Here is a 23,488-nt window from a genome sequence, read left to right on the forward strand (position 1 = left end):
AGAAGACCGATATCCGGTGCTTTGTCTGCTCGCCAGTTTGCTGCCATTTCCGTATCGAGGGATCGAACATGTTCTCACCCGCCCATTGGGCGAGGTCGTGCCTGGCTTTGCTGTGCCTTTCTCCGCTAACACTTGCCTACGCTGCGCCAACACCCGGCGACACGGACCTGATCCGCGAACGCCAGGATCGCTTGCTCGAAGAGCAGCGTCGACGCCTGGAAGAACTCAAGGAATTGCCTGGCAAGGCGGCGAAGCCGACTCAGCCAACTGCGCCTGTGGACACCCGTTGCTTCCCCATCAAGACCATCGAAATCAAGGGCGCCGACAGTCTTTCGGCCAGTGAGCGCGAACAACTGCTCAAGCCCTATATCAACCAATGCCTGGGCGTGCCACAGCTTAACGAGCTGCTCAAGGTCATCACCGATTACTACCTGGAAAAAGGCCTGGTCACCAGTCGTGCCTATTTGCCGCAACAGGACCTGTCCAGCGGTCACTTGCAAGTGCTGGTCGTTGAGGGCCGGCTGGAAGGGCTGAAGGGTGCCGAGGGCAGTGGCCTGTCCGAGCGGGAACTGGCCATGAGCTTTCCCGGCAAGGCGGGCGATTTGCTCAATCTGCGGGACATCGAACAGATGGTCGATCAACTGAACCGTTTGCCGTCCAATCGCGTGCAGATGGAGCTGGCGCCGGGGCAAGATCTCGGTGGCAGTAATGTGCTGGTCAAAAACACCCCGCAAAAGCCTTGGCGCATTGGTCTGGCGCGGCATAACGATGGCCAGAAGAGCACCGGTGAACAGCAATGGGGCACCTCCTTCGACTGGGACAGCCCCTTGGGCCTGGCCGATCAACTGGCCTTGCGCGGCGGCCACGATGCCGTCAGCGATCATCAGAAAACCTCGCGCAATGCCATGCTCTATTACAACCTGCCATTTGGCTGGTGGAACCTGAGCTACAGCTACAGTCAGAGCGAGTACCGCGCCCTGGGCCAGGCCAATGGCTTCAAATTCAAGCAGAGCGGTGACAGTCAGAGCCATCAGGTGCGCCTGGAGCGGGTGGTCCATCGCGACGCGGTGAGCAAAACTTCGCTCAACACCGGCTTGGCGTACCTGCGCACTAACAACTTCGTCAACGACAGCAAGCTCGGTAACAGCAGCAATCGCATCAGCGAGGCGCAGTTCGGCATCAACCATGGACGACGGGTCGGCAATGCATTCGTCAACCTGGACCTGGGTGTACAGCAAGGCATCGGCGCTTTCGATGCCCAGGGCGACGACGATCCGGGCCCCGGGCAGGCCGACGCCCGCTACCGCAAATACACCGCCACCCTCAGCTATTTGCAGCCCTTCATGCTGGGCGGCGAATCCTTCAGTTTCAGCAGCCTGATGACCGGCCAGCGCAGCGAGGATGCGCTATTCGCCTCGCAGCGCATGAGCCTGGGCGGACTGGCGTCGGTCCGAGGCTACAAGGACCAGACGCTGTCCGGCGACAGTGGTGGTTACTGGCGCAACGACCTGCGCTGGAGCCGCCCGGTGACGCTGGAGTGGCTGCGCCCGGTGTTCGCCGAATACGGCACTAGCCTCGGTTACGACCAGGGCGTGATTCGCGGTAATCGCTACAACGGCGACCAGCACGGGCGCATGTCGAGCAATTCGGTGGAGTTGTTCGCCCGCGGTGAGCACCTGACGGCCAGCGTGACCTTTGCCCACTCCTTGGAACGTCCGGATGCCCTGGCCGAGCGCGAAGCGCCGATCTATTTCCGCGTGGATTCCTTTTTCTAAATACAGCCTTTTTAAAAACTGCTGCAACGAGACTTGATCATGGACGACCGTCAATACGCCTTCCTGGCCCGCCAGCCTTCTGCTGCCGTGCAAACCCGCGAGCACTTCTGGGGCATGCCCAAGCGCGGCCTGGCGTTCCTGTTGGCCAACGTCATGTTCTGGCAGCCGATGTGGGCCCAGGCGGGCGGCATCGTGGTCAGCGCCCCGGGCACCAGCCTCGGCCAGGCCGGCAATGGCGTGCCGGTGGTCAACATCGCCAAGCCCAACGGCAGTGGCCTGTCTCACAACCAGTTCAAGGACTACAACGTCGGCAGCAACGGCGTGATCCTCAACAACGCCACCAACGCCGCCCAGTCCACGCAACTGGGCGGGATCATCCTCGGCAACCCGAACCTCAAGGGCACGGCCGCCAAAGTCATCCTCAACGAAGTCAACGGCGGCAACCCGAGCCAGCTGCGTGGCTACACCGAAGTGGCGGGGCAGTCGGCCCATGTCATTGTCGCCAACCCTTATGGCATCACCTGTAATGGTTGCGGGTTTATCAATACCCCGAAGGCGACCCTGACCACCGGCAAACCGATTATCGAAAACGGTCAGTTGAGTCGCTATCAGGTCGACCAGGGCAGCGTTGCGATCGAAGGCGCAGGCCTCAACGCCAACAACGTCGACCGTTTCGAAATCATCACCCGCAGCGCGAAGATCAATGCCGAGATCCAGGCAAAGAATCTGACAATTATTGCCGGTCGTAACGACGTCAACGCCGATACCCTCAATGCCACCGTCCGTGCCGACGACGGCAGCGCCAAACCGCAACTGGCCATCGACTCCTCGGCCTTGGGTGGCATGTACGCTGGCACCATCAAACTGGTGGGCACCGAGGCCGGGGTCGGGGTCAAGCTCGACGGCAAGATGGTCGCCAGTGGCGGTGATATCCAGCTTGATGCCAATGGTCATTTGAGCTTGGCGCAAACCACGGCGGCAGGCGCCGTCGAGATCAAGGCTCAAAGCCTGGACGCCCAAGGGACGATGTATGCCGGCAGCCATGTTCAGGTGACAACCAACGGCGCTCTCAGCAACCAGCGCGCTATCGCGGCGCGCGAGAAGGTCACGCTGACCACCGACGGCCAGCTCAACAACCTTGGCATCATCGAAGCAGGCGTCAACGTCGATAACACCCGCAACCAGATTGGCGATGTCGTGCTGACCGCGGCGAACATCGACAATCGCGGGCAGAACGTGATCGCCAGTCGCGACTTGAAAGCCACGACCACGCAGACCCTCGACAATCGCGGCGGCACTTTTTCCGCCGGCAAGAGCCTGACGCTCGACAGCAAGGACATCGACAACCGCGCCGGCACGCTGGTCAGCCAAGGCAACATTCAAGCAGTGGCCACTGGAGCCTTGGATAACCGCGATAAAGGGATCATCGCCAGCGACGGCGAGCAGACTCTGATCGCCGGGACGCTAAAGAACAGCGCAGGCGTTATCAGCAGCCACAACTTCCTGAAGCTCGAAGCGCAAACGCTGGATAACAGCGGCGGCAAAATTGCGTCCGACGCCGCACTGACCCTTGGGGGTGGTAGCGCTGAAAATAGCGCAGGACAAATCACCAGCCAGGGTGATCTCGTTGCCACGCTGAAAAGCTTCAACCAGCAGGACGGCAAGGTGGTCAGCCAGGGGAAACTGACCCTGACCGCAGACCGCATCAACAACAGCGACGATGGCTATATCGCCTCGGTCAAGGCCATGAGCCTGACCGCTCACCAGCAACTGTTCAATAACAATGAGGCGATCATCAGCACCGAACAGGGGCTGACGATCAACGGCGGTGGTCTCGATAACACCAAAGGTAGCCTGCTCAGCCAGGGTGACCTGAAGGTCGATATCACCGGGGATTTCGTCAACCGGGATGGCAGCGCCATTACCCAGGCCGGGAACGTGGATGTCGAGGCGAACAGTCTCGATAACCGTGGCGGTGTTCTTGCCAGTGTTGGCGGTTGGCTGAAAGCTGAGTTGAACAAGGTGTTGGATAACGGCGAGTCGCTCACCTCCGCTGGCGAGGCCGGGTTGATCCAGGCGCAGTCCGTCAATCTCGATGCGAAACAAGCGGTGCTCAACAATGGTGGGCAAATCTCGGCCTTGTCCGGGAGCGCCGAGCTCACTACCGCTACGTTCGAGAACCGCAACGGTGCAGTGCTCGCCAAACAGGCCCTGACGGTGCGTGCCCAGGATCTGGACAACAGCGACGGACGCGCTGCGGCAAACACCGTTGATTTCGGGTTGACCGGGGCGCTGAACAACCAGCTCGGTCTGGTCGAAGGTTCCAACGGCCTGCTGATCACGGCCGTATCGATTGATAACCAGGGCGGTAAGTTGCGCTCAGTGGGCAAGCTGGGGACCGCGACGCTAACGGTTGATCAACTGCTGGACAACCAGGGCGGCGTCATTGAAGCGGCTACCCAGGACCTGTCCTTGCAGATGGCAGGCTTCAAGAATGCTGACGGCAATATTCGTCATGTGGGCACCGGCACGTTAGGTGTGGACCTGGCCAGGTTCAGCAACATCGGCGGCAGCCTGATGACCTCAGGCACCCTGACCGTCGACGCGGCACGTTGGGACAACAGCTCGGATATCCAGGCCAATGTCCTGAACCTGAAGGTGGGCCAGCTCAATCAGACCAGCACCGGCAAGTTGATCGCCGTGCAAAGCCTGCTGGCCACGGGCGGCACCTGGAATAACGCGGGCACCATCAGCAGCGACGTTGATTTGGATCTGAAGCTGACCGGCGCTTATGTCGGTACCGAAAACAGCCGCCTCAGCAGTGTCGATCAATTCGATCTGAGCGCCGCCAGTATCGATCTCTCCAGCGGCGCGCGCCTGGCTGGCGGTGGCACCACCACCGTCACCAGTCTCGGTGCATTGAACAATGCCGGACGGATCACCGGCGGCGGCAAGTTCTCCCTGGCCGCCACGAGCCTGGTCAATACAGGCACGCTGGGCGGCGCCGACACCGTCGAACTGGTTGCCAACGAGGCGCTCAACGATCGCGGTCTGATCTTCAGTGGCGCGGACATGGCCCTGCGTTTCAACCGCTTCACCAACTATCGTGCGGACGTCTACAGCCTGGGGGCGTTGAATGTCGCGGCACGAGATGGCGTCGCTCGCAGCACGTTGCTGGAGAACATCTCCGGCACCCTTGAATCGGCCAAGGACATGTCGCTGCGCAGCGACACCTTGATCAATCGCAAGGACGTTTTCTCCACCACCGATGAGCTGGTGTCGGGCTCCATCAGTGTCAAATGTTATGACTGCGGTGGTGACCACCACAACGTCGACTATATAGCCCGGGAGACCTACCAAAGCGCAGTGCTTGAAGACTCGGCCAGTGCCACCCTGATGAGTGGGGCGAAACTGACCGTTGATGGCTCTGCGGTGACCAACCAATACAGCGTGATGGCCTCGGCTGGCAACCTGCTGATCACCGCAGACAACTTCGCCAACGGTGGCGCCGCCGCCGGGACCAGCGTCAGGACGCGGACCTGGAACACCGGCAGGGTCACGGATGGAACCGACGAGCGTTTCCGCGACAGATACATTGTCCCCTACAACGCCCAGGCTAATCCGAAACAGGTGCCGGTAGATGCGCTCAACTCCTTCCGTCAGGTAGGCGACATCACCACAGTGACGCCAGGGGAATCGCTGGCGCCCGCGGTTGTTCAATCGGGCGGCGACATCAGCATCCAGGCTACGCAGCGGCTGGAGAACAGCAGCATCGTGCAGTTCCAGGCGCCGCTGGCCGGAGCGACCAAGTCAGCGGCCACCGATGTGGCCGACGCCGCACAGCCAGCAGTCGTGGTGCTCAACCCGCAGCTACCGCCTGATCTGGCCCAACAACAAGTCAACCCGACCACCATGCCCGGGTTCACCTTGCCGACTGGCGAGAATGGCTTGTTTCGTGTCGTCGACAGCGCGGCCGCAGCGCAAAACAGTCATGACCAAAGCCAGGCCACTGTCCAGGGTTCGGCCGCCAGCCGGGTCATCATCGGCCCGAAATACCTGATTGAAACCAACCCCGCGCTGACCGACCTCAAGCAGTTCATGAGCTCGGACTACCTGTTGGGCAACCTGGGTTATGACCCCGACACCAGTTGGAAGCGCCTGGGCGATGGCTTGTACGAGCAACGCCTGATCCAGCAAGCCGTGATCGCCCGCACCAGCCAACGCTTTCTCGATGGCCAGACCTCCGACGAAGGCATGTTCAAGTACCTGATGAACAACGCCATCGCCAGCAAGGAACAACTGAACCTGGCCGTTGGCGTGACCCTGACTTCGCAACAAGTCGCCGCGCTGACCCACGACATCGTCTGGATGGAAGACCAGGTCGTCAATGGTCAACATGTCCTGGTGCCGGTGCTTTACCTGGCCCAGGCCAACAACCGGCTGATGGCCGATGGCGCGTTGATCCAAGGCAAGAACCTCACCCTGATTGCAGGCACCGACCTGAAGAACGCCGGGACGCTGCGTGCCAGCGAGAACCTCTCGGCGGCGGCCGGGAACAATCTGGTCAACACGCGCCTGGCCGAGGCTGGTGAGCGGCTCAAGTTGGTCGCGGGCAAAGACCTGGTCAACATGCAAGGCGGCATCCTCAAGGGCAAGGACGTCGAGCTGTCGACCTTGACCGGCGACATCCGCAACGACCGGACCATTAGCACCATCGAAAACAGCGGCAAGGGCTTCAGTTCGAAGACCTCCGTTGTCGACAATGCTGCGCGTATCGAGGCCGGTAACAATCTCACCATGCGTGCAGCGGGCGATTTGCTCAACGTGGGCGGCGCGATTACCGCGGGCAACAACGCGGACTTGAGCGCGGGCAACGACGTTGTCATCTCCGCGGCTCGCGAAGAAAGCGGCTCGATGCGCCAGGACAAACGCCACTTCTGGGAGCAAAGCCAGACCGTTCAGCACGCCAGTGAGGTCAAGGCGGGTGGCAACCTGAACGTCACCGCCGGCAACAACCTCACTGTTGTCGCCAGCCATCTCCAAGCCAAAGGCGATATCAACCTGAGCGGCAACGATGTCGCCCTGATCTCGGCGGCGAACGAGGAGTCCAGCGAATACCGCTACAAGCGCAGCGGCAAGAAGATCAACAAGGAAGAGGACCATGTCTCGCAGCAGGCGACCACCCTCGATGCTGGGGGGGATGTAAGGGTTGCTGCGCACAATGATCTGTTGATGGTCGCGAGCAAGATTGCGGCGGGTAACGCGGCCTATTTGGTGGCGGGGAAGCAGCTGAGTCTGTTGGCTGAGCAGAATCGTGATTACTCGCTGTATGACATGAAGAAAAAAGGCGGTTGGGGCAGCTTGAAGATGCGGCGCGATGAGGTGACACAAATCACCCATATCGGCAGCCAGATCCAGACGGGAGGCGACCTGACGCTCAAGAGTGGCGATGACCAGCGCTACCAAGTCGCCAAGCTGCAAAGCGGGAAGGACCTGATACTGGAAAGTGGCGGCGCCATCGTCTTCGAAGGCGTGAAGGATCTGCACGACGAAAGCCATACGAAGACCAATAACAATGCGTTCTGGAACTCCGCTAAGGGCAAGGGTAATACTGACGAAACCCTGCGCCAGACGCAGATGGCGGCGGCGGGCAATATCACCATCAAGGCAGTCGAAGGTCTGAAGATCGACATCAAGCATGTCGATCAGAAAACGGTCAGCCAGACCATTGATGCGATGATAAAAGCCGATCCGCAACTGGCCTGGATCAAGGAAGCCGAGCAGCGCGGTGACGTGGACTGGCGGCAAGTAAAGGAGATCCATGAGTCCTTCAAATACAACACGTCGGGCTTGGGGCCGGCTTCACAACTGATCATCGCCATTGCCCTCGCGGCCGTTATGGGGCCGATGATGGCTGGCATGAATACCATGGTTCAGGCCGGAGCAATCAGCGTCGCGACCAAGGCGACGGTCAGTACCATCGACAACCGAGGAAACCTCGGCGCGATTGCCAAGGACGTTACTTCCAAGGAGAGCCTGAAAGGGTATGCCGTCTCGATAGCTACGGCAGGGGTTGCCCAAGGGCTTGGCTATGACGCCAGCACGGTTGGCTTCAATGCCGAGAGCGTAAAGACAGTCGCTATGAAAGTGGCTGCGGATGCTGCGATTAAAACAGCGGTGTACGGAGGCAGTTACCAAGACAACTTAGCAACTTCGTTGGCTGGAACGGCGGCCAGCATTGGTGGAGCGTATGGCGCCGGAAAAATCGGCGACTTCGGTCTGGCCGAAGGCAGCTTGGAAGCGATTCTGCTTCATTCGGCCTTGGGCGGATTGATGGCGGAAGTCATGGGAGGAGACTTCCGTACAGGAGCAATAGCGGGCGGGGCAAACGAGGTTCTTATCGGTTTGCTGGGGGATACGCTCCTGCCCTCGCATCTGGAGCCCGGTACACCTGAATACACTCGGGCCCAAGAGAATCTGGTCGCACTTTCAAAAGTTGTCGGCGTACTAGGCGCTGCGGCATCCAATGGAGATCTGGACGTTGCCGCGCAAGTGGCGGAAAACGGCACGCGTTACAACTTCCTCGGAGACCACTCCCAAGCGGAGCGAGACAGAGCTCTCAAGGAGTATGAAGAAACCAAGAGCCTGGACGCCGCCAAAAAGATGATGGTGCTCCAAGGCTCGGACCAGCGTAGCGATGCGTTGTTGGAGCGTTTTCACACCGATCCCGCGTCGCTTTCTCCGGCAGAGAAAACAGAGCTGGGCGCTTATCTTCAGGTCTACGGCTACGAGCAAAGCCAGGAACACGGGGTGGAGGCTGCTCGCACGAGCATCAATAATCTGCTTAAAAACGGACCGGATCCATACCGAGACTACCCGTATGCGGGCGGTACTACCCAGGAGCGAATTGCCTACGCCGACGACCTGAGAGCTCGGGACGGCGTGTCGGTGGCCAACATCTTTTGGTCCAGGGACCAGAGCGCTAGCGAAATGCTGTACCGCGATGCTGAGGGTTACCTGCGCATCAATCGTGAAATGCAGGCGATGAGTGACGTGGGGTCACCTGCTCTGTATTTCCTGACCGGAAATCTCGGCACTACGATTCGGGTCGCAGCTGCGGCGAATGGTGCACTCCAAGCAGGACACGGTGCGGGCCAGGTCTACGATGGTGATACGTGGAATGGCATCGGCAACATTGTGGTCGGCGCTATGAATGCGGCGAGTCTTGGGGTGCCGAGGATTGGGGCATCTGGACGGGGTAGTGCGAGTCAAGGTGCTAAAGACTCTGGCAGTTCCAGTGTGCCTAAAGTTCCAGCCGACCCTGTAGTAGTGCGCAGCGACAATGATTTTTCTTTATCTGTGGGGGGAAATGGAAAGCCAAAGGCCTACATTAAAGAGAATGGCGATTTGGTACCCCCTAATCTTGAGGGGACAGGCAGCATTCAGACACATGTGCGCGGAGGCGGTTCTGAAAATTCTCCGTACATTTCTGTGACCGACCCGAGAGTGTCATCCAATCCTAAAGATTACGGCTCTCAAAAAATAGAAATCGACGTCAAGCGATTGCAGCAGGATATAGATTCTGGTGTATTACCAGACACAAAGTTTTTGAGCAATCGTGAGGTCGTTGCTGAGCTTCAGGCTAGGGTAAATGCCGCGCGGAATAAATACACAAGCAACCCCAGCCCAAAAAATGAGACTTCATTGAGCAGGGCGGAGTCAGACCTGGTGAACGTGATGCGTGATGGTGAGTGCTTGATCAAGGGTTGTGTACCGGCCGGCTATATTAAATTCATTCAGAAATAGGGTTCATTGTGGATCGGAAAACCTACGACCTACTCCACGGCATACCGGATCATGCTGATTATGCCGCCGAGGCAGGTGAGCTGGATGCCGAAGATATACCGCAGGAAAGAATGACTGCAGTGTTGGATTTGCTTCGCAATTCAGATGATGATGTTGTGCGCTTCGAAGCTGCAAAATTGTTGACTAGCTGGGGGATTTTCGAGGGGTTGGTTGCATTAAGCGAAAGCATGGAAAAGCCGGAACTTATCAAAAATACCTACCCCCACAGGTTGCATGGATACGATGATACTTATCGCCAGATCCTCATGGCTGTAACCATGTACTTCGCAAATATGGTCGACAGGGGACAAAGGGAAGTCGCTAGGGCTCAAGTTTTTTTACCACTGTCTACTATCATCGAGTTGGCAGGAACGGAACCCTTTGAAATATCTGACGCTTTCGCCTTCTTAAAGCGTGAGCGGTATCCGGAGTACATCCCGTTTGTTAAACAGCACCTCAGCTCGATAATAGATCGCCCCGAAATACATCAATGGAAAATCTACGACGCTATGGAGTTTCTGATGGGGGTCGAGCCAGAATTCGTTATGTCTCTGCTGCAACTGAGAAACAAGAGCATCGAAGATTTTATGCCGCGGCAACGTAGCTGATTTAAGCGAGGCGTTGATGGCAGTAGAGGGGGCAGCTTGTTTGATAAGCGAAGGGGGGCGTGACATACCTATAGCGGCGCGAGGACTGCTTGCGCAGCCCTGCGGGAGCAAGCTCCCTTGCCACGAGAGCCAGTTGATTAATCAATTGGTGGAGGTTATAGCGGGCACCACGGGTCTTCCCCGTTTGCGCTTTCCAGGATCTTCGGAAAGTTTCGCGCGAATCCCCAGCCTGAAGCCACGGCGGTCATGGTGGTTTTGCAGGCGGGGTTCTTTTCCGAGACGATCAGGTTCATATAGAACTGGCTTCCGTAAATTGTTGGCGCCCACAGCACCATGTCACTTCTTTCGGCGTTCCGGTCGACTTTCAATTGAATGGTGTTGACGAGTCTTGCGCCGGTGTTGAGCTCGGTTACTTGGGGGTGGAAGCAGTGGTTCAGGTAGCCTTGCACGCGTTCTTCCACCACCGCCCGCTCTTGCGTCAGGCAATACTCGGGGCTGGTTGTGCCGGTGTTCAACAGCTCATCCTTGGAATATGGATGCAGCGAGCAGCCGCCCAGTAACAGAAAAACGACTCCTGTAAATCCCTTGTACAAATTCAAGCTCCTTCTAGAAACGGCGGTTTACCAAAGCGGATTGCGGCAAGGCGGCGGGCGGGACTATACGCAATTTTTTCGGCCTGGAACGACTAAACCAGCTCGCCGTAGGAACCGACGGAAAGAATATTCCCCATTGACTTGTAGGACATTTCCTAGAAAATTCCAGTCCCTTGCGCCTGCTGATTCCGGTGCCTAGTCTTTGTCCACCGCTGCCAATTAGCGGTCGGGTTTAGCAGCTCGGAATCACGTTAGGCGCATGGCAACTGCCTTCAATGCGGGCATTTTTGTTGCCCGAATTCTTATGGCAGCTATGCGCAGGGCATCCTCGGGTGCGCCGGTTTCCTAACGTACCGGTCTGCTAACCTGCGCACGGCTGCCACCCACTCGTTTAGCAGCGGACGTGGCGGCTCCCACTTACGTTAGGGGTATTCCATGGACAAACTCATACCAGACCCTCCCGTTCCCCCGCTGCATCTGGACATCGCAGCCGACGCCAACGCCGAGCGTGTCATCGATTCCTATCTGAACCCCAAGCCCGCCCAGCCTGACAAGAAGCCATCCCCCGACCAGCTATTCACTGTCGTGGAGGGCATTGATGCTGAGAGCCTACAGTCCCTAACCCAAGAGCTGGCCTTTTGTTAAGGGCTGAACCGCCCAACCAAGCTGTTCAAGGTCACGGCCAGGCAGAGGTTAACCATGTCCCCGGTCCACCTGTTCCATGCCCGGCAGGTAGCCGATGGGTCCCGGAACCACCTCACACAATCTCTTAACGGAACGCCATTTCCTGCCGATACCCTGACGAGCCCTGTTTTCTATCGCGTTTCGGCGCGCGAAAACGGCTAGCAATGCGCGCCACACCGGGCGGTGACACGGCGTCTTGTTGTTTTGCCATTGGGTGCATCTTTTTACTTGCCTGGACATCCTCGATGCTGGCGTACCACCAAAAAAGTTTTCTGATCGTCGATGATTTCTCGGATTTCCGCAGTTCCGTCCGGTCCATGTTGCGTGAGCTGGGCGTCAAGGACGTGGACACCGCTGACACCGGTGAAGTGGCGCTGCGCATGTGCTCGCAGAAGCGCTATGACTTTATTTTGCAGGATTATCACCTGGGCGACGGTCGCAAGAACGGTCAGCAGGTGCTGGAAGACCTGATGGTCGAGAAGCTGATCAGCCATGAAAGTGTGTTTCTCATGGTGACGGCTGAAAGCAGCCAGGCGATGGTGCTCAGTGCCTTGGAGCATGAGCCGGATGCGTACCTGACCAAACCGTTCAACCGCTCCGGCCTGGCCCAGCGGCTGGAACGGCTCGAGCAGCGCAAGACCCTGCTCAAGCCGATCCTGCAAGCCTTGGATCGTGGCAAGCCGATGGAAGTGCTCAATGCCTGTATCGCCCTGTGCAAGCAGGATCCGCGCTACGGGCCGTTGTGTCTGCGTTATCGGGCTGATGCGCTGCGGGACCTGAATCAGAATGAAGCCCTTGAGCGGCTGTACAACACCATCCTGGCTGACCGTCCTTTGCCGTGGGCCTATGCGGGGCTGGGGAAGTTGTTGTTCAAGCGTGGCCTGGTGGGGCAGGCCAAGGATGTTTATGAGAAGGCCTTGAAAGTATTCCCGATGATGCCGGCGTTGTATGACGGCATGGCTGAAGTGTTGGTGGCCGAAGGCGATACGAAGCAGGCGCAACACGTGCTGGAAGAGGCGGTTCGTCTATCGCCACTGGCGGTGCGACGGCAGTCGCTGCTGGGCAAGCTGGCAATGACCAACGAAGATTTCGAGACCGCGTCCAAGGCCTATCGCCAAGCGGTGGGGCAGGGCGCGCAGTCGCGCTTCAAGGACCCGGAAAGCAACCTGGGCCTGGCCCATGCACTGATCAGCAAGGGCAGCGAAAAAGGCCTGGATACCCGCACTCGGCTGGAAATCAACACCACCCTCAGCGCCGTGGCCAAGGAAAATCTCAACGATCCTGGGTTGCAGGTGCGTGCGCGGTTGATGAAGGCCACGAGCCTGTTGCTCAACGATGCCGAAACCGCCGAAAAGCTCACCGAGCAGGCCTTGCAGCGCCTCGACGGTATGGAGCAGTTCATGAGCGCCGAGGCCGCGTTGCTGGTAGCCAAGCAGTTGCAGATGCTCGGTCAGACCAGCGCCGGCGAGTCGATGCTCAAGAACTGCGCGGAGATCTATGGCGATGATCCGACGGTGATGCAAGGCATCGCCAAGCTGACCGACGATCCGAATATCCTCAATCAAGGCAATGCCGCCGCTGAGCTGAACCGTGAAGGTGTGCGCGTCTACAAGACCGGCGCGTTGCCCGAGGCGCGAGAGCTGTTCCGTCGAGCCCTGAAGATGCAACCGAAGAACATCAGTATTGCTTTGAACATGGCGCAGTCACTGTTGCATGGCACCGATACCAGCGTGGAATCGGAGCTGCTGCAGGAGTGCCGCGCCTGCCTGAAACTGGTGGGCATGATGCCCGACACCGATGCGCGTTTTGCGCGTTATCAGAAACTGCGAAGCAAGGCATTTGGCGATGAATGACAGCGAACAGGCTCTCGATTTTTCCACGGTGATCGCGTCTACCGTGCACGACATGAAAAACTCCCTGACCTTGCTCATGCAGGCTCATACCCAGTGGCTTGAGCGTTTGCCCGAATCCGAGCGGCAGACCTCGGAGCAGGGCGTCATGGAGTTCGAGTTCGCCCACCTCAATGGCCTGCTGGTGCAGTTGCTGGGGTTGTACAAGCTGGGGGTCAACCAGTTGCCGCTGCATCCGGCCTATCACGAGCTGGATGACTTTATCGAGGCGCAACTGGCCGGTCATCAGGATGTGTTCCGCAGTCGCGGGATCATGGTCACCTACGAAGTCGACCCGCTGAGCCCCCTGGGTTTTTTCGATCGTGAGCTGATTGCGTCGGTGCTCGATAACAGCATCAACAATGCCATCCGCCACGCGCGCCAGGCGTTGCTGATCAGTGCGAGCGACGAGGCCGGGCAACTGGTGCTGACCATCAATGACGACGGCGAAGGCTACCCGGCCGAGATGATCGAGCGTCAGGCCGAGTATGTGCAGGGCATCAATCACAGCAGCGGCAGCACCGGACTGGGCTTGTACTTCGCCGCGCGGATTGCCGGGTTGCATCAGCGTGGCGGCGTGAGCGGGCGGACCGAGATTGCCAATGGCGGCGCGTTGGGCGGGGGCGTGTTCCGGATTTATCTGCCCTGAGCCTGCCCGGCACTCATAAATCTGTCGACACAACCCCACCCAGTGTTCCAGGGCTTGTTGTTTATTGTCTTGGGCCGCTTGATATTCCGAACACCCGAAGCCTATTTTGTACGGGTTGCCGTTAGCGGCTCGCACATAACAAGGATTGCGTCATGACGACCGATTGCCAGTGTTCACTCGCGCAGCGACTGACGGGCATTGATGAGATTGAGTGTGTCACCCCGGATTTGAATGGCGTGCCACGAGGCAAGGTGATGACTGCCGAGGGCTTCCTCGAGGGTCGACGGTTGCAGATGGCGCGGGGTGTGCTGTTGCAATGCATCATGGGCGGTTATCCGCCGTCGCGTTTTTATGGCAGCGACGACGGCGACCTGGCGCTGGTGGCCGACCCGAAACACATTCACCGCTTGCCCTGGAGCGAACAGCCGCGAGCCTTGGCGATTTGCGACGCTGATGAGCTGACTGGTGAAAGCTCCCGGCTCTCCACGCGCGGTCAGCTCAAACAGGTTATTGCTCGTTATGCCGCCCTCGGCTTGGCGCCCGTGGTGGCGACCGAGCTGGAATTTTTCGTGTTCGCCCCCAACCCGGACCCGACCCAGCCGTTCCAGCCGCCCGTGGGCATGGACGGACGGCGTGAAGACGGTCACTCGGCGTTCAGCATCAGTTCCAATAATGGCCTGCGACCGTTCTTTAAAGAGGTCTATGCATGCATGGCGGCGCTGGGCTTGCCTCGCGATACCTTCATGCATGAAATGGGCGTGAGCCAGTTCGAGATCAATCTGCTTCACGGCGATCCTCTGTTGCTGGCCGACCAAACGTTCCTGTTCAAGCACCTGCTCAAGGAAGTTGCCCTCAAACACGGCCTGACCGTGGTCTGCATGGCCAAGCCCCTGGCCCATACGCCGGGCAGTTCGATGCATATTCATCAGAGCGTCGTCGAGCTGGACAGCGGCCGCAATGTGTTCAGCGATGAAGCGGGCGAGCCGACGGCGGCGTTCCGGCATTTCATCGGTGGGCAACAGGCCGGCATGGCGGATTTCACTGCGCTGTTCGCGCCGAACGTGAATTCCTACCAGCGCCTGTGTCACCCGTTTGCGTCACCGAACAATGCCTGTTGGTCCCATGACAATCGTTCGGCCGGGTTGCGGATTCCCGCCAGTTCGCCAGCGGCCCGTCGGGTCGAGAATCGCTTGCCGGGTGCCGATGCCAACCCCTATCTGGCGATTGCCGCCAGTCTGGCTGCGGGGCTTTATGGCATCGAAAATCGCCTGGAGCCGAGCGCCGCGATCCAGGGCGAATTCCAAGTGCCGGACAATCTTTCGCTGCCATGTACCTTGCATGCAGCCCTGGAACGTCTGAAGCGTAGTCATCTGGCGAAGGAACTGTTCGGTACGGAGTTCATCGAAGGCTACATCGCTTCGAAGACCATGGAGCTGACCAGCTTCTTTGATGAAATTACTCCCTGGGAGCGGCGTGTTCTAGCGGCCCAGGCATAACCAAACGTCGCATTCGGGCTATCTTCTAAATAGCCCGTACTCATCTCAAGGAGCCGCTCGGAACGCCGATGCGCCAAATCTGGAAACCTTTTCGAGCGCTGTATTTCGCCTCGCTGATGATGTTGATCGGCTCGGGCCTGCTGAGTACCTACCTGGCCTTGCGCCTGGCTGCCGACAATGTCGACAGCCTGTGGGTCGGTGCGCTGATGGCCGCCAACTATTTCGGCCTGGTGCTGGGGGGCAAGATCGGCCACCGGCTGATCGCCCGCGTCGGGCACATCCGGGCTTATTCGGCCTGCGCCGGGATTGTCGGTGCGGCGGTGCTGGGCCATGGCCTGGTGGATTGGCTGCCGGCCTGGATCGTGCTGCGGGTAATTGTCGGCCTGGGCATGATGTGCCAGTACATGGTGATCGAGAGCTGGCTCAACGAGCAGGCCGATGCCAAGCAGCGTGGCGTGGTATTCAGTGGTTACATGATCGCTTCCTACCTGGGCCTGGTGCTGGGTCAGTTGATTCTGGTCATGCACCCGGCCTTGGGGCTTGAGTTGCTGATGCTGGTGGCGCTGTGCTTCGCCTTGTGCCTGGTGCCGGTGACACTCACCCGGCGGATTCACCCTGCGGCGCTGCACCCGGCGCCCATGGAGCCGCGCTTTTTCATCAAGCGAGTGCCGCAGTCATTGAGTACGGTGCTGGGCTCGGGGCTGATCGTCGGTTCGTTCTATGGCTTGGCGCCGCTGTACGCTTCTCAGCAGGGGCTGTCGACCGAGCAGGTTGGTCTGTTCATGGGTAGCTGCATCTTTGCCGGATTGCTGGTTCAGTGGCCCCTGGGCTGGCTCTCCGATCGATATGACCGGGCGCTGCTGATCCGCTGCTTTGCGCTGGTGCTGACAGTCTGTGCGCTGCCGTTGGCGATATTGCCCACGGTGCCGTTGGAGGTGCTGTTCGTCGCGGGATTCTTCTGTTCGCTGGTGCAGTTCTGCCTGTATCCGTTGGCGGTGGCGTTTTCCAACGACCACGTCGAAGCTGATCGAAGGGTATCCCTGACGGCCATGCTGCTGGTGACCTATGGGGTTGGCGCCAGTATCGGGCCGCTGGTAGCGGGGGTGCTGATGAAGATGTTCGGCAGCCAGATGCTCTATGCCTTTTTTGCCTTCTTCGCCCTGGTGCTGGTGTGGCGAATCCGGCCGAAGGCGGTGACCAACCTGCATCAGGTCGACGACGCACCGCTGCATCACGTGGCAATGCCGGACAGCATGTCCAGTTCGCCTCTGGTGGCGTGCCTGGATCCCCGTGTGGACGAACAAGTGGTGCAGGAGCAGATGCACGTCGATCCTGTGCCGACGGAAGAACCGGCCGACGAAGAACCCGTCATGGAGGAAGTTGCCGCCGAAGAGGCCAGCGACGAGCCGTCGAGCCCCGATTTCACTCAGGCCAGGCCTTGAGCCAGTCATAAAAAAACGGGCAGTCACCGCAAGGGACTGCCCGTTTTTTTACGTGTCGAAAATCAGAGGTCGTCTTTGTCGAAACGACGGGCTTCGCGCTGTAGCTGATACACGAAACGCTCAACCTGCCGTTGCACCAGGCCGCTGATGTTGTGGAAGCGTACGCCGGCGAAGGTGGTGTTGATCCTTTCTTCGAAATGCAGATAGCGCAGTTCGACCGGTGCGGTCATGTTGCCGAAGGGCAATGCCGCGATAAAGCGCTCGTAGACCTGGCCCAATTGCAGGCGTGCGGTAATGTCACCTTCGAAACGCAACTTGCAGCCTGTGGCGGAAATGTCCAGCAGCTTGCCGTCAACCGGTGACTTGAGTTTGTCACCGCCCAGCTCGACGCTTACCAGTTGCGCCAGCTTGAGGGCGGCGCGGAAGGCGTTGCGGCGTTGGTGGTAAACCACTTCATCAGGCAAGGCGCCGCGATAGCAGCGGCCGTCGCTGGACTCATCGATGGTCAAAGGGCCGTTGCTTTCCCACGCGATGCGCACGCCATCATGGAAACCCTCGACACGAAACGGCTCGCCCGCCAACAGGAAGCGTTCACCGTCCCGGGGGATCATTTCGTCCAGGGCGAGGGCGTTACGCTCCCGGTCGACATCGACCAGATAGCTCTGGAAGCGCTGGCTGCGTTCGTGGAAGGTGATGATCAGCGGGTCATGGCTATCTTGCAGCATCCGCAGGTTGCCGGAAATTTCCAGGGGCGTGGCGAGGACCTTGGGCGGCTGCGGAGCATCATCCGCGTTTGAGGCATTGAACACGGTGGGTCAATCTCCAGGCAAAATACGACGAGTAGCCAGCATTTTGCCAGCATGTGTCGCGCGTTGATAGAGCGCCGGCACTGTTCGTTTCATGCCTGGCTGAGCGGGCGGTGCTTGACCATCTTGGCGGTCGAACCGCGAGCGTCATAGAGCGTCGGGATTTCACCGCCGTTGAGAATGCGCAACTGGTTGGCGGTGGCGGCTTGCTGAACCTGGATCGACTGTCCGTTGCGAATGTTGGCGGCCTGGCATTGAGCGAGCAGGTCGTTGAGCACTTCACTTTGGGACAACAGTTGATCGCCCACCGACGACTGGCTGGCCAGCTGCTCAAGGCCATCGCGATTGGCGGGCAGGTTGAGGCTGGCGAGGATCTCGCTGCGCTTGCGGCCATGCTGATCGAGCAGAATGATCAATGCCTGTTTCTGCGCCAGGATATTCTCCAGCGACGGCATGTCGCGACCGTGCAATGCCAGGGACTCGGCCTGCAATAGCTCCAGCAATTGTTGCGCCGGGGCAAAGTCGTCGGTGATCAGTTGCAACAAATTAGTGTCGTGCATGGCTGGCCTTAGGTCTTAAGCGTCCAAAAGCCTGGCGCAGGCGTTGGCCTAGCGCTGGGCTTCGAAGTTGAGCAGTTTGCTGGCTACACGGTTGCTGTCGACTTTATAGCTGCCATCGGCGATTGCTGCTTTCAACTCGGCCACACGGGCGTTGTCGACGACAGGTTGATCGCGCAGCTTGTCAGTGACCTTCTGCAACTGCTGAGCCTCATTGCTGAGGTGTACCGACTCCCCGTTGCTGACAGTGGCGGCTTGTTCGGCCGGCGCGGATTTGTCGGTTTCGACGGTTTCCTTGCTGGCGTTAGGGCGCGTAGTGCCTGTTAGCGGTGAAGAGCTGTTTAAACGATTGAAATCGATGACCATGGTAAAAAACCTCTGGGTATTTGGACGCTTGCCATGTTTTCGGCCATCCCCAAAAAAACTTTAGGCTCATTTATTCAATGAACGTGCGCACGTCTGCGCATGCCTTTGCGTAAGGCACAGTCTAGGGAACACCGTGGGCAAGCGCCAGCTCTCTACCCATTTCCACCCGATCGCTACATAGCCACTTCCACATGGCCTGGGGCCATTACCTGCGCCTTGATAACACGTTGGGAATTAAGGTTTTTTACCCGAATCTGTTCTCGCATGCCGCCGTTGGACAAAGCCTCGCCCGGCATCCGCACGGCCAGGGTCCCGCTGCGGGCGGTGATGACCACCTGATCGCCCTTGCGCACCACTTCGGCTTGTTCCAGGTGGACCAGGGTAATGACCTGGTCGGCGACCATTGGTCGGACAAGTTTCTGACCGATGGCCTGATCGACGGAGGTGAGGAAACCCTGGTTGATCTGGCTGACATCCCGTTCACGCAGTGTCACGTCCTGAGGCTCGACGATCCCGGCCCGCTTGAGCGGACGGGTGGTGGTGACGATTTCGCGAAACAGGCGCACTTGAGCGGGCACGAACACCGTCCAGGGCGCGGCGCTGTCGCACCGCAGCTTCACCGTGACCCGGCCCAGTGGTCTGGCCGGGCTCTCCAGAGACGCAGTCAATTCCTTGTCACACATGGGCATGCGCAGGCGCGGGTCGAGCTGGTTGACTTCGATTTCGTAGCGACCTTCGGTTTGACTGGTTGCCAGGTAGTCTTCTACGGTGAATTCAAGAAAGCCCTGAGTGACGCCGATAAGGAGATCAGGCAAGGTAACCGGAACAGCACCAAAGGCAGGGCCGCCCAAAGCGAGCAGGCAGGCAGCCAACAGTGCACCGAGCCAGTGGCGGCAGTGAGTGGTCAGGCGTCGAAAAAATGTCGTTTGTGCGTTCATGCCGGTTCAATAGCAAGCCCCGTGCCGTTTAGTGATGAATGCGCGTCGGACACATTAGCGTTAGGTAGGAGTCAGGGCATGGCGGGAGTAATGGATTCGGTAAACCAGCGCACTCAGCTGGTCGGTCAGAATCGCCTGGAGCTGTTGTTGTTCCGTCTCGACGGCCAACAGATGTACGGGATCAACGTATTCAAGGTTCGCGAGGTGCTCCAGTGCCCGAAGCTGACCCTGATGCCCAAGTCCAGCCCCGTCGTGTGCGGTGTGGCCAATATCCGCGGAGCGACCATCCCGATTCTCGATCTGGCGATGGCGACCGGTTCGGGACGGCTTCTGGATCAGAGCAATCCGTTCGTGATCATCACCGAGTACAACACCAAGACCCAGGGCTTCCTGGTGCGCTCGGTGGAGCGCATCGTCAACATGAACTGGGAAGAGATCCATCCGCCGCCCAAGGGCACCGGTCGCGATCACTACCTCACGGCGGTGACCCGGGTCGATAACCAGTTGGTGGAAATCATCGACGTGGAGAAAATCCTCGCCGAAGTGGCACCGACCCCGGAAACGATTTCCGTGGGGGTGGTCGACGCCGAAACCCAGCACAAGGCGATTTCGCTGCGGGTCCTGACGGTTGATGATTCTTCGGTGGCACGTAAGCAGGTGACCCGTTGTCTACAAACGGTCGGTGTCGAAGTGGTAGCGTTGAACGACGGACGCCAGGCCCTGGATTACCTGCGCAAGCTGGTGGAAGAGGGCAAGAAGCCGGAAGAGGAGTTTCTGATGATGATCTCCGACATTGAAATGCCGGAGATGGACGGGTACACCCTGACGTCGGAAATCCGCAACGACCCGCGCATGCAAAAGCTGCATATTGTCTTGCACACCTCGTTGTCCGGTGTTTTCAACCAGGCGATGGTCAAGAAGGTGGGGGCCGATGATTTTCTGGCCAAGTTCCGGCCCGATGACCTGGCTTCCCGGGTAGTCGAGCGCATCAAGGCTGCAGAATAAAGGTTGGGCGCGTTGTGCGCCCGGCAAGTCAATACGATGAAAGAGGCGGTATTTTGTCTACGGGTAATTTGGATTTCGAACAGTTCCGGGTCTTCCTGGAAAAAGCCTGTGGCATTTTGCTTGGTGAAAACAAGCAATACCTGGTGTCGAGCCGTCTCAATAAGTTGATGGAGCAACAGGGCCTGAAATCGTTGGGCGAACTGGTCCAGCGCATCCAGACCCAGCCGCGCAGTGGGTTGCGCGAGATGGTGGTGGATGCCATGACCACCAACGAAACCCTGTGGTTTCGCGACACCTATCCGTTCGAGGTGTTGAAGAACAGGGTGCTGCCGGCGGCCATCAAGGCCAGTCCGGGGCAACGCTTGCGGATCTGGTCGGCGGCCTGTTCGTCGGGACAGGAACCCTATTCGCTGTCGATGTCCATCGATGAGTTCGAGCGGACCAATATCGGCCAGCTGAAAATGGGCGTGCAAATCGTCGCCACCGATTTGTCCGGAACGATGCTCAACAACTGCAAGACCGGCGAATACGACAGCCTGGCCATCGGCCGCGGCCTGTCGCCTGATCGCCTGCAACGCTACTTCGACCCCAAAGGGCCGGGTAAATGGGTGGTCAAGGCGCCGATCAAGAACCGCGTGGAATTCCGCTCGTTCAACCTGCTGGACAGCTACGCCAGTCTGGGCAAGTTCGACATCGTGTTCTGCCGCAACGTGCTGATCTACTTCTCTGCCGAAGTGAAAAAAGACATCCTGCTGCGCATCCACAGCACGCTCAAACCGGGCGGCTACCTGTTCCTCGGCGCCTCCGAGGCATTGAACGGTTTGCCGGACCACTACCAGATGGTGCAGTGCAGTCCAGGGATCATCTATCAGGCGAAGTGATTGCTTGGGTTGTCAAAAAAAACGGGAGTCCGCAAAGGCTCCCGTTTTTTTTGCCTGCCGGTTTTTTCCAATGCACCACAGCCTCCTGTGGGAGCGAGCTTGCTCGCGATAGCGGTATTGCAGACGCCATCAATGTTGACTGACACACCGCTATCGCGAGCAAGCTCGCTCCCACATTTGATCCCCATTGCCTGGGTGGAAGCGGCAGAAAAGCGGCAGCCAGCGGAAACCGATTGCCGCTTTTCTGGCATTGCCGCTTTGCCGATGCCCGCAAAAGCCCCGGTTTATGGGCTTTTTGAAAGTGGCACGACGCTTGCTATGTCCATCGTACGTAAATTCTGGTCACCCGAAGGTTTCCAACATGAGCATCAGTTTCGATAAAGCGCTCGGCATCCACGAAAAGGCCCTGAGCTTCCGAGCCCAGCGTGCCGAAGTCCTGGCCAACAACATCGCCAACGCCGACACCCCGAACTTCAAGGCTCGGGACCTGGACTTCTCCAAAGTGCTCGCCGAGCAGAACGAGAAGGCCAAGAACGGCCACTTCGCCCTGAACATGACCAACAGCCGTCACATCGAAGCCGAAGGCCTGGGCAATGCCGATGAGTCGCTGATGTACCGCACGCCGATGCAGCCTTCGATCGACCAGAACACCGTGGACGCTCAACTGGAACAGTCCAACTACACGGAAAACTCCGTGAACTTCCAGGCCAGCTTCACCCTGCTCAATAGCAAATTCAAAGGGCTGGTATCGGCCCTGCGCGGAGAGTAAGTCATGTCGATTGCGAGCGTATTCAACATTGCCGGCAGCGCCATGAGTGCCCAGACCACGCGTCTGAACACCGTTGCCAGTAACATCGCCAACGCCGAGACCGTGTCGTCGAGCATCGACCAGACCTACCGTGCCCGTCACCCGGTGTTCGCCACCATGTTCCAGGGCGGCCAATCCGGCGGCAGCGACTCGCTGTTCCAGGAGCAGGACGCCGCAGGGCAGGGTGTGCAGGTGCTCGGCGTGGTCGAAGACCAGAGCAACCTCGACGCACGCTACGAGCCGAACCACCCGGCCGCCGACGCCAAGGGCTACGTCTATTACCCGAACGTGAACGTCGTTGAAGAAATGGCCGACATGATTTCCGCCAGTCGTTCGTTCCAGACCAACGTCGAAATGATGAACACCGCCAAAACCATGATGCAGAAGGTCCTGACCCTCGGTCAGTGATAAGGGGCGAGTCACATGAGCGTCACCAACACCACCAGTGGTTTGAGCCTCAACGAGATTCTGGCCAACTCCTCGGTCAAGACCAACACCACCACCGATGGCCTGGCCTCGGCGACGAATGCGGCTACCGGTTCCAAGGAACTGGGCAAGGATGCGTTCCTGCAATTGCTGGTCACCCAGCTGAAAAACCAGAACCCGCTGGAGCCGCAGGATAACGGCGAGTTCGTTGCCCAGTTGGCGCAATTCAGCAGCCTGGAAGGCATCACCACACTCAACGAAACCGTGAGCGGTATTGCCGGCAACTACAACTCGTCCCAGGCCCTGCAAGCCTCGTCACTGGTGGGCCGTTCGGTCATAGCCCCGGGTAACAAGGCTGTGGTCGATACCTCCAAGAGCCTCAACGGCACGGTGGTGGTACCAGCCTCGGTGTCCTCGCTCGCGATCAAGATCGCGGACAAGGACGGCAAGACCGTTCGTACGATCGAGCTGGGTAGCCAGAATGCCGGTAATTCGGCCTTCATATGGGATGGCAAGAACGATGCGGGCACCACCCTTGAGTCGGGTACTTACACCTTCACCGCTTCGACCACTATCGACGACAAGCCCGTGTCGCTGATCACCAACCTGCCGGCGACCGTCAGCAGCGTGACGATCAGCCAGACGGGCGGTGAGCTGATGCTCAACCTGGCCGGGCTGGGCAGCATCGCCCTGTCCAAAGTACAAACTATTGGTATGTAG

The 23,488-nt window shown here is 58.9% G+C and carries 19 protein-coding genes; 14 read left to right on the plus strand and 5 right to left on the minus strand.

The annotated features are described in order from the left end of the window. Positions 1-68 precede the first annotated feature (68 nt). From PSEUDOMOFG3G_RS04775 to PSEUDOMOFG3G_RS04785, 3 genes are read left to right on the plus strand one after another with little or no spacing between them, the layout of a single operon-like run. Positions 69-1,775 carry a ShlB/FhaC/HecB family hemolysin secretion/activation protein gene (locus PSEUDOMOFG3G_RS04775; protein ID WP_139049351.1) on the plus strand — a complete coding sequence of 569 codons (1,707 nt, stop codon included), beginning with the start codon at positions 69-71 and terminating at the stop codon, positions 1,773-1,775. 39 nt (positions 1,776-1,814) lie between these two features. Further along, a complete protein-coding gene (locus tag PSEUDOMOFG3G_RS04780; protein ID WP_139049352.1) occupies positions 1,815-9,581 on the plus strand; it encodes a DUF637 domain-containing protein in 7,767 nt (2,588 codons plus the stop codon). A gap of 8 nt (positions 9,582-9,589) precedes the next feature. Beyond that, entirely contained in the window at positions 9,590-10,228 is a 639-nt protein-coding gene (locus PSEUDOMOFG3G_RS04785; protein WP_047228770.1) for a hypothetical protein, read from the plus strand. Between the two features lie 155 nt (positions 10,229-10,383). Here the strand turns inward: PSEUDOMOFG3G_RS04785 and PSEUDOMOFG3G_RS04790 are convergent, their stop codons facing one another. Continuing rightward, positions 10,384-10,821, minus strand: coding sequence for a hypothetical protein (locus PSEUDOMOFG3G_RS04790; RefSeq protein WP_047228769.1), 438 nt, complete (start codon positions 10,819-10,821; stop codon positions 10,384-10,386). 435 nt (positions 10,822-11,256) lie between these two features. Here PSEUDOMOFG3G_RS04790 and PSEUDOMOFG3G_RS04795 point away from each other — a divergent pair, with 435 nt between their 5' ends. From PSEUDOMOFG3G_RS04795 to PSEUDOMOFG3G_RS04815, 5 genes are all read left to right on the plus strand, one after another. Next, positions 11,257-11,466, plus strand: coding sequence for a hypothetical protein (locus PSEUDOMOFG3G_RS04795; protein WP_223194580.1), 210 nt, complete (start codon positions 11,257-11,259; stop codon positions 11,464-11,466). A 284-nt stretch (positions 11,467-11,750) separates the two neighbouring features. Beyond that, a complete protein-coding gene (locus PSEUDOMOFG3G_RS04800) occupies positions 11,751-13,358 on the plus strand; it encodes a tetratricopeptide repeat-containing response regulator (protein ID WP_139049353.1) in 1,608 nt (535 codons plus the stop codon). Further along, positions 13,351-14,043, plus strand: a complete 693-nt coding sequence (locus PSEUDOMOFG3G_RS04805) for a sensor histidine kinase KdpD (protein ID WP_139049354.1) — start codon at positions 13,351-13,353, stop codon at positions 14,041-14,043. Before PSEUDOMOFG3G_RS04800 ends, PSEUDOMOFG3G_RS04805 begins: the two co-directional genes overlap by 8 nt. A gap of 254 nt (positions 14,044-14,297) precedes the next feature. Beyond that, positions 14,298-15,539: a glutamine synthetase family protein gene (locus tag PSEUDOMOFG3G_RS04810; RefSeq protein ID WP_171061332.1), complete on the plus strand. Its 1,242-nt coding sequence runs from the start codon at positions 14,298-14,300 to the stop codon at positions 15,537-15,539. A gap of 68 nt (positions 15,540-15,607) precedes the next feature. Then, entirely contained in the window at positions 15,608-16,981 is a 1,374-nt protein-coding gene (locus tag PSEUDOMOFG3G_RS04815; RefSeq protein WP_139049356.1) for an MFS transporter, read from the plus strand. A gap of 62 nt (positions 16,982-17,043) precedes the next feature. Here PSEUDOMOFG3G_RS04815 and PSEUDOMOFG3G_RS04820 read toward each other — a convergent pair whose 3' ends face one another. The 4 genes from PSEUDOMOFG3G_RS04820 to flgA all read right to left on the minus strand — a co-directional run bounded on the left by PSEUDOMOFG3G_RS04820 (position 17,044) and on the right by flgA (position 19,648). Further along, positions 17,044-17,790: a flagellar brake protein gene (locus PSEUDOMOFG3G_RS04820; RefSeq protein WP_047228764.1), complete on the minus strand. Its 747-nt coding sequence runs from the start codon at positions 17,788-17,790 to the stop codon at positions 17,044-17,046. Between the two features lie 89 nt (positions 17,791-17,879). Then, the gene (locus tag PSEUDOMOFG3G_RS04825) at positions 17,880-18,347 is read right to left on the minus strand and encodes a flagella synthesis protein FlgN (protein ID WP_047228763.1); all 468 of its coding nucleotides are present in this window, start codon (positions 18,345-18,347) and stop codon (positions 17,880-17,882) included. Between the two features lie 48 nt (positions 18,348-18,395). After that, positions 18,396-18,710, minus strand: a complete 315-nt coding sequence (flgM, locus tag PSEUDOMOFG3G_RS04830) for a flagellar biosynthesis anti-sigma factor FlgM (protein ID WP_047228762.1) — start codon at positions 18,708-18,710, stop codon at positions 18,396-18,398. A gap of 173 nt (positions 18,711-18,883) precedes the next feature. After that, complete coding sequence (gene flgA, locus PSEUDOMOFG3G_RS04835) at positions 18,884-19,648, minus strand: flagellar basal body P-ring formation chaperone FlgA (RefSeq protein WP_047228761.1); 765 nt, start codon at positions 19,646-19,648, stop codon at positions 18,884-18,886. Between the two features lie 78 nt (positions 19,649-19,726). Between flgA and PSEUDOMOFG3G_RS04840 the strand changes: the two genes are divergently transcribed. From PSEUDOMOFG3G_RS04840 to flgD, 6 genes are read left to right on the plus strand one after another with little or no spacing between them, the layout of a single operon-like run. Continuing rightward, entirely contained in the window at positions 19,727-20,653 is a 927-nt protein-coding gene (locus PSEUDOMOFG3G_RS04840; RefSeq protein ID WP_047228760.1) for a chemotaxis protein CheV, read from the plus strand. A gap of 53 nt (positions 20,654-20,706) precedes the next feature. After that, entirely contained in the window at positions 20,707-21,534 is an 828-nt protein-coding gene (cheR, locus tag PSEUDOMOFG3G_RS04845; protein ID WP_139049357.1) for a protein-glutamate O-methyltransferase CheR, read from the plus strand. Then, the gene (locus PSEUDOMOFG3G_RS04850; protein ID WP_171061327.1) at positions 21,535-21,915 is read left to right on the plus strand and encodes a hypothetical protein; all 381 of its coding nucleotides are present in this window, start codon (positions 21,535-21,537) and stop codon (positions 21,913-21,915) included. Next, positions 21,896-22,303 (plus strand): flagellar basal body rod protein FlgB, encoded by a 408-nt coding sequence (gene flgB, locus PSEUDOMOFG3G_RS04855; RefSeq protein ID WP_047228758.1) that lies wholly within the window; start codon positions 21,896-21,898, stop codon positions 22,301-22,303. The genes PSEUDOMOFG3G_RS04850 and flgB overlap by 20 nt, the downstream gene beginning before the upstream one ends. Positions 22,304-22,306: 3 nt before the next feature. Beyond that, positions 22,307-22,750, plus strand: coding sequence for a flagellar basal body rod protein FlgC (gene flgC, locus PSEUDOMOFG3G_RS04860; RefSeq protein WP_014339780.1), 444 nt, complete (start codon positions 22,307-22,309; stop codon positions 22,748-22,750). A 15-nt stretch (positions 22,751-22,765) separates the two neighbouring features. Continuing rightward, positions 22,766-23,488 (plus strand): flagellar hook assembly protein FlgD, encoded by a 723-nt coding sequence (gene flgD / locus PSEUDOMOFG3G_RS04865; RefSeq protein WP_047228757.1) that lies wholly within the window; start codon positions 22,766-22,768, stop codon positions 23,486-23,488.

Source organism: Pseudomonas sp. FG-3G, from assembly GCF_901007645.1.
Taxonomy (GTDB): Bacteria; Pseudomonadota; Gammaproteobacteria; order Pseudomonadales; family Pseudomonadaceae; genus Aquipseudomonas; species Aquipseudomonas rhizophila.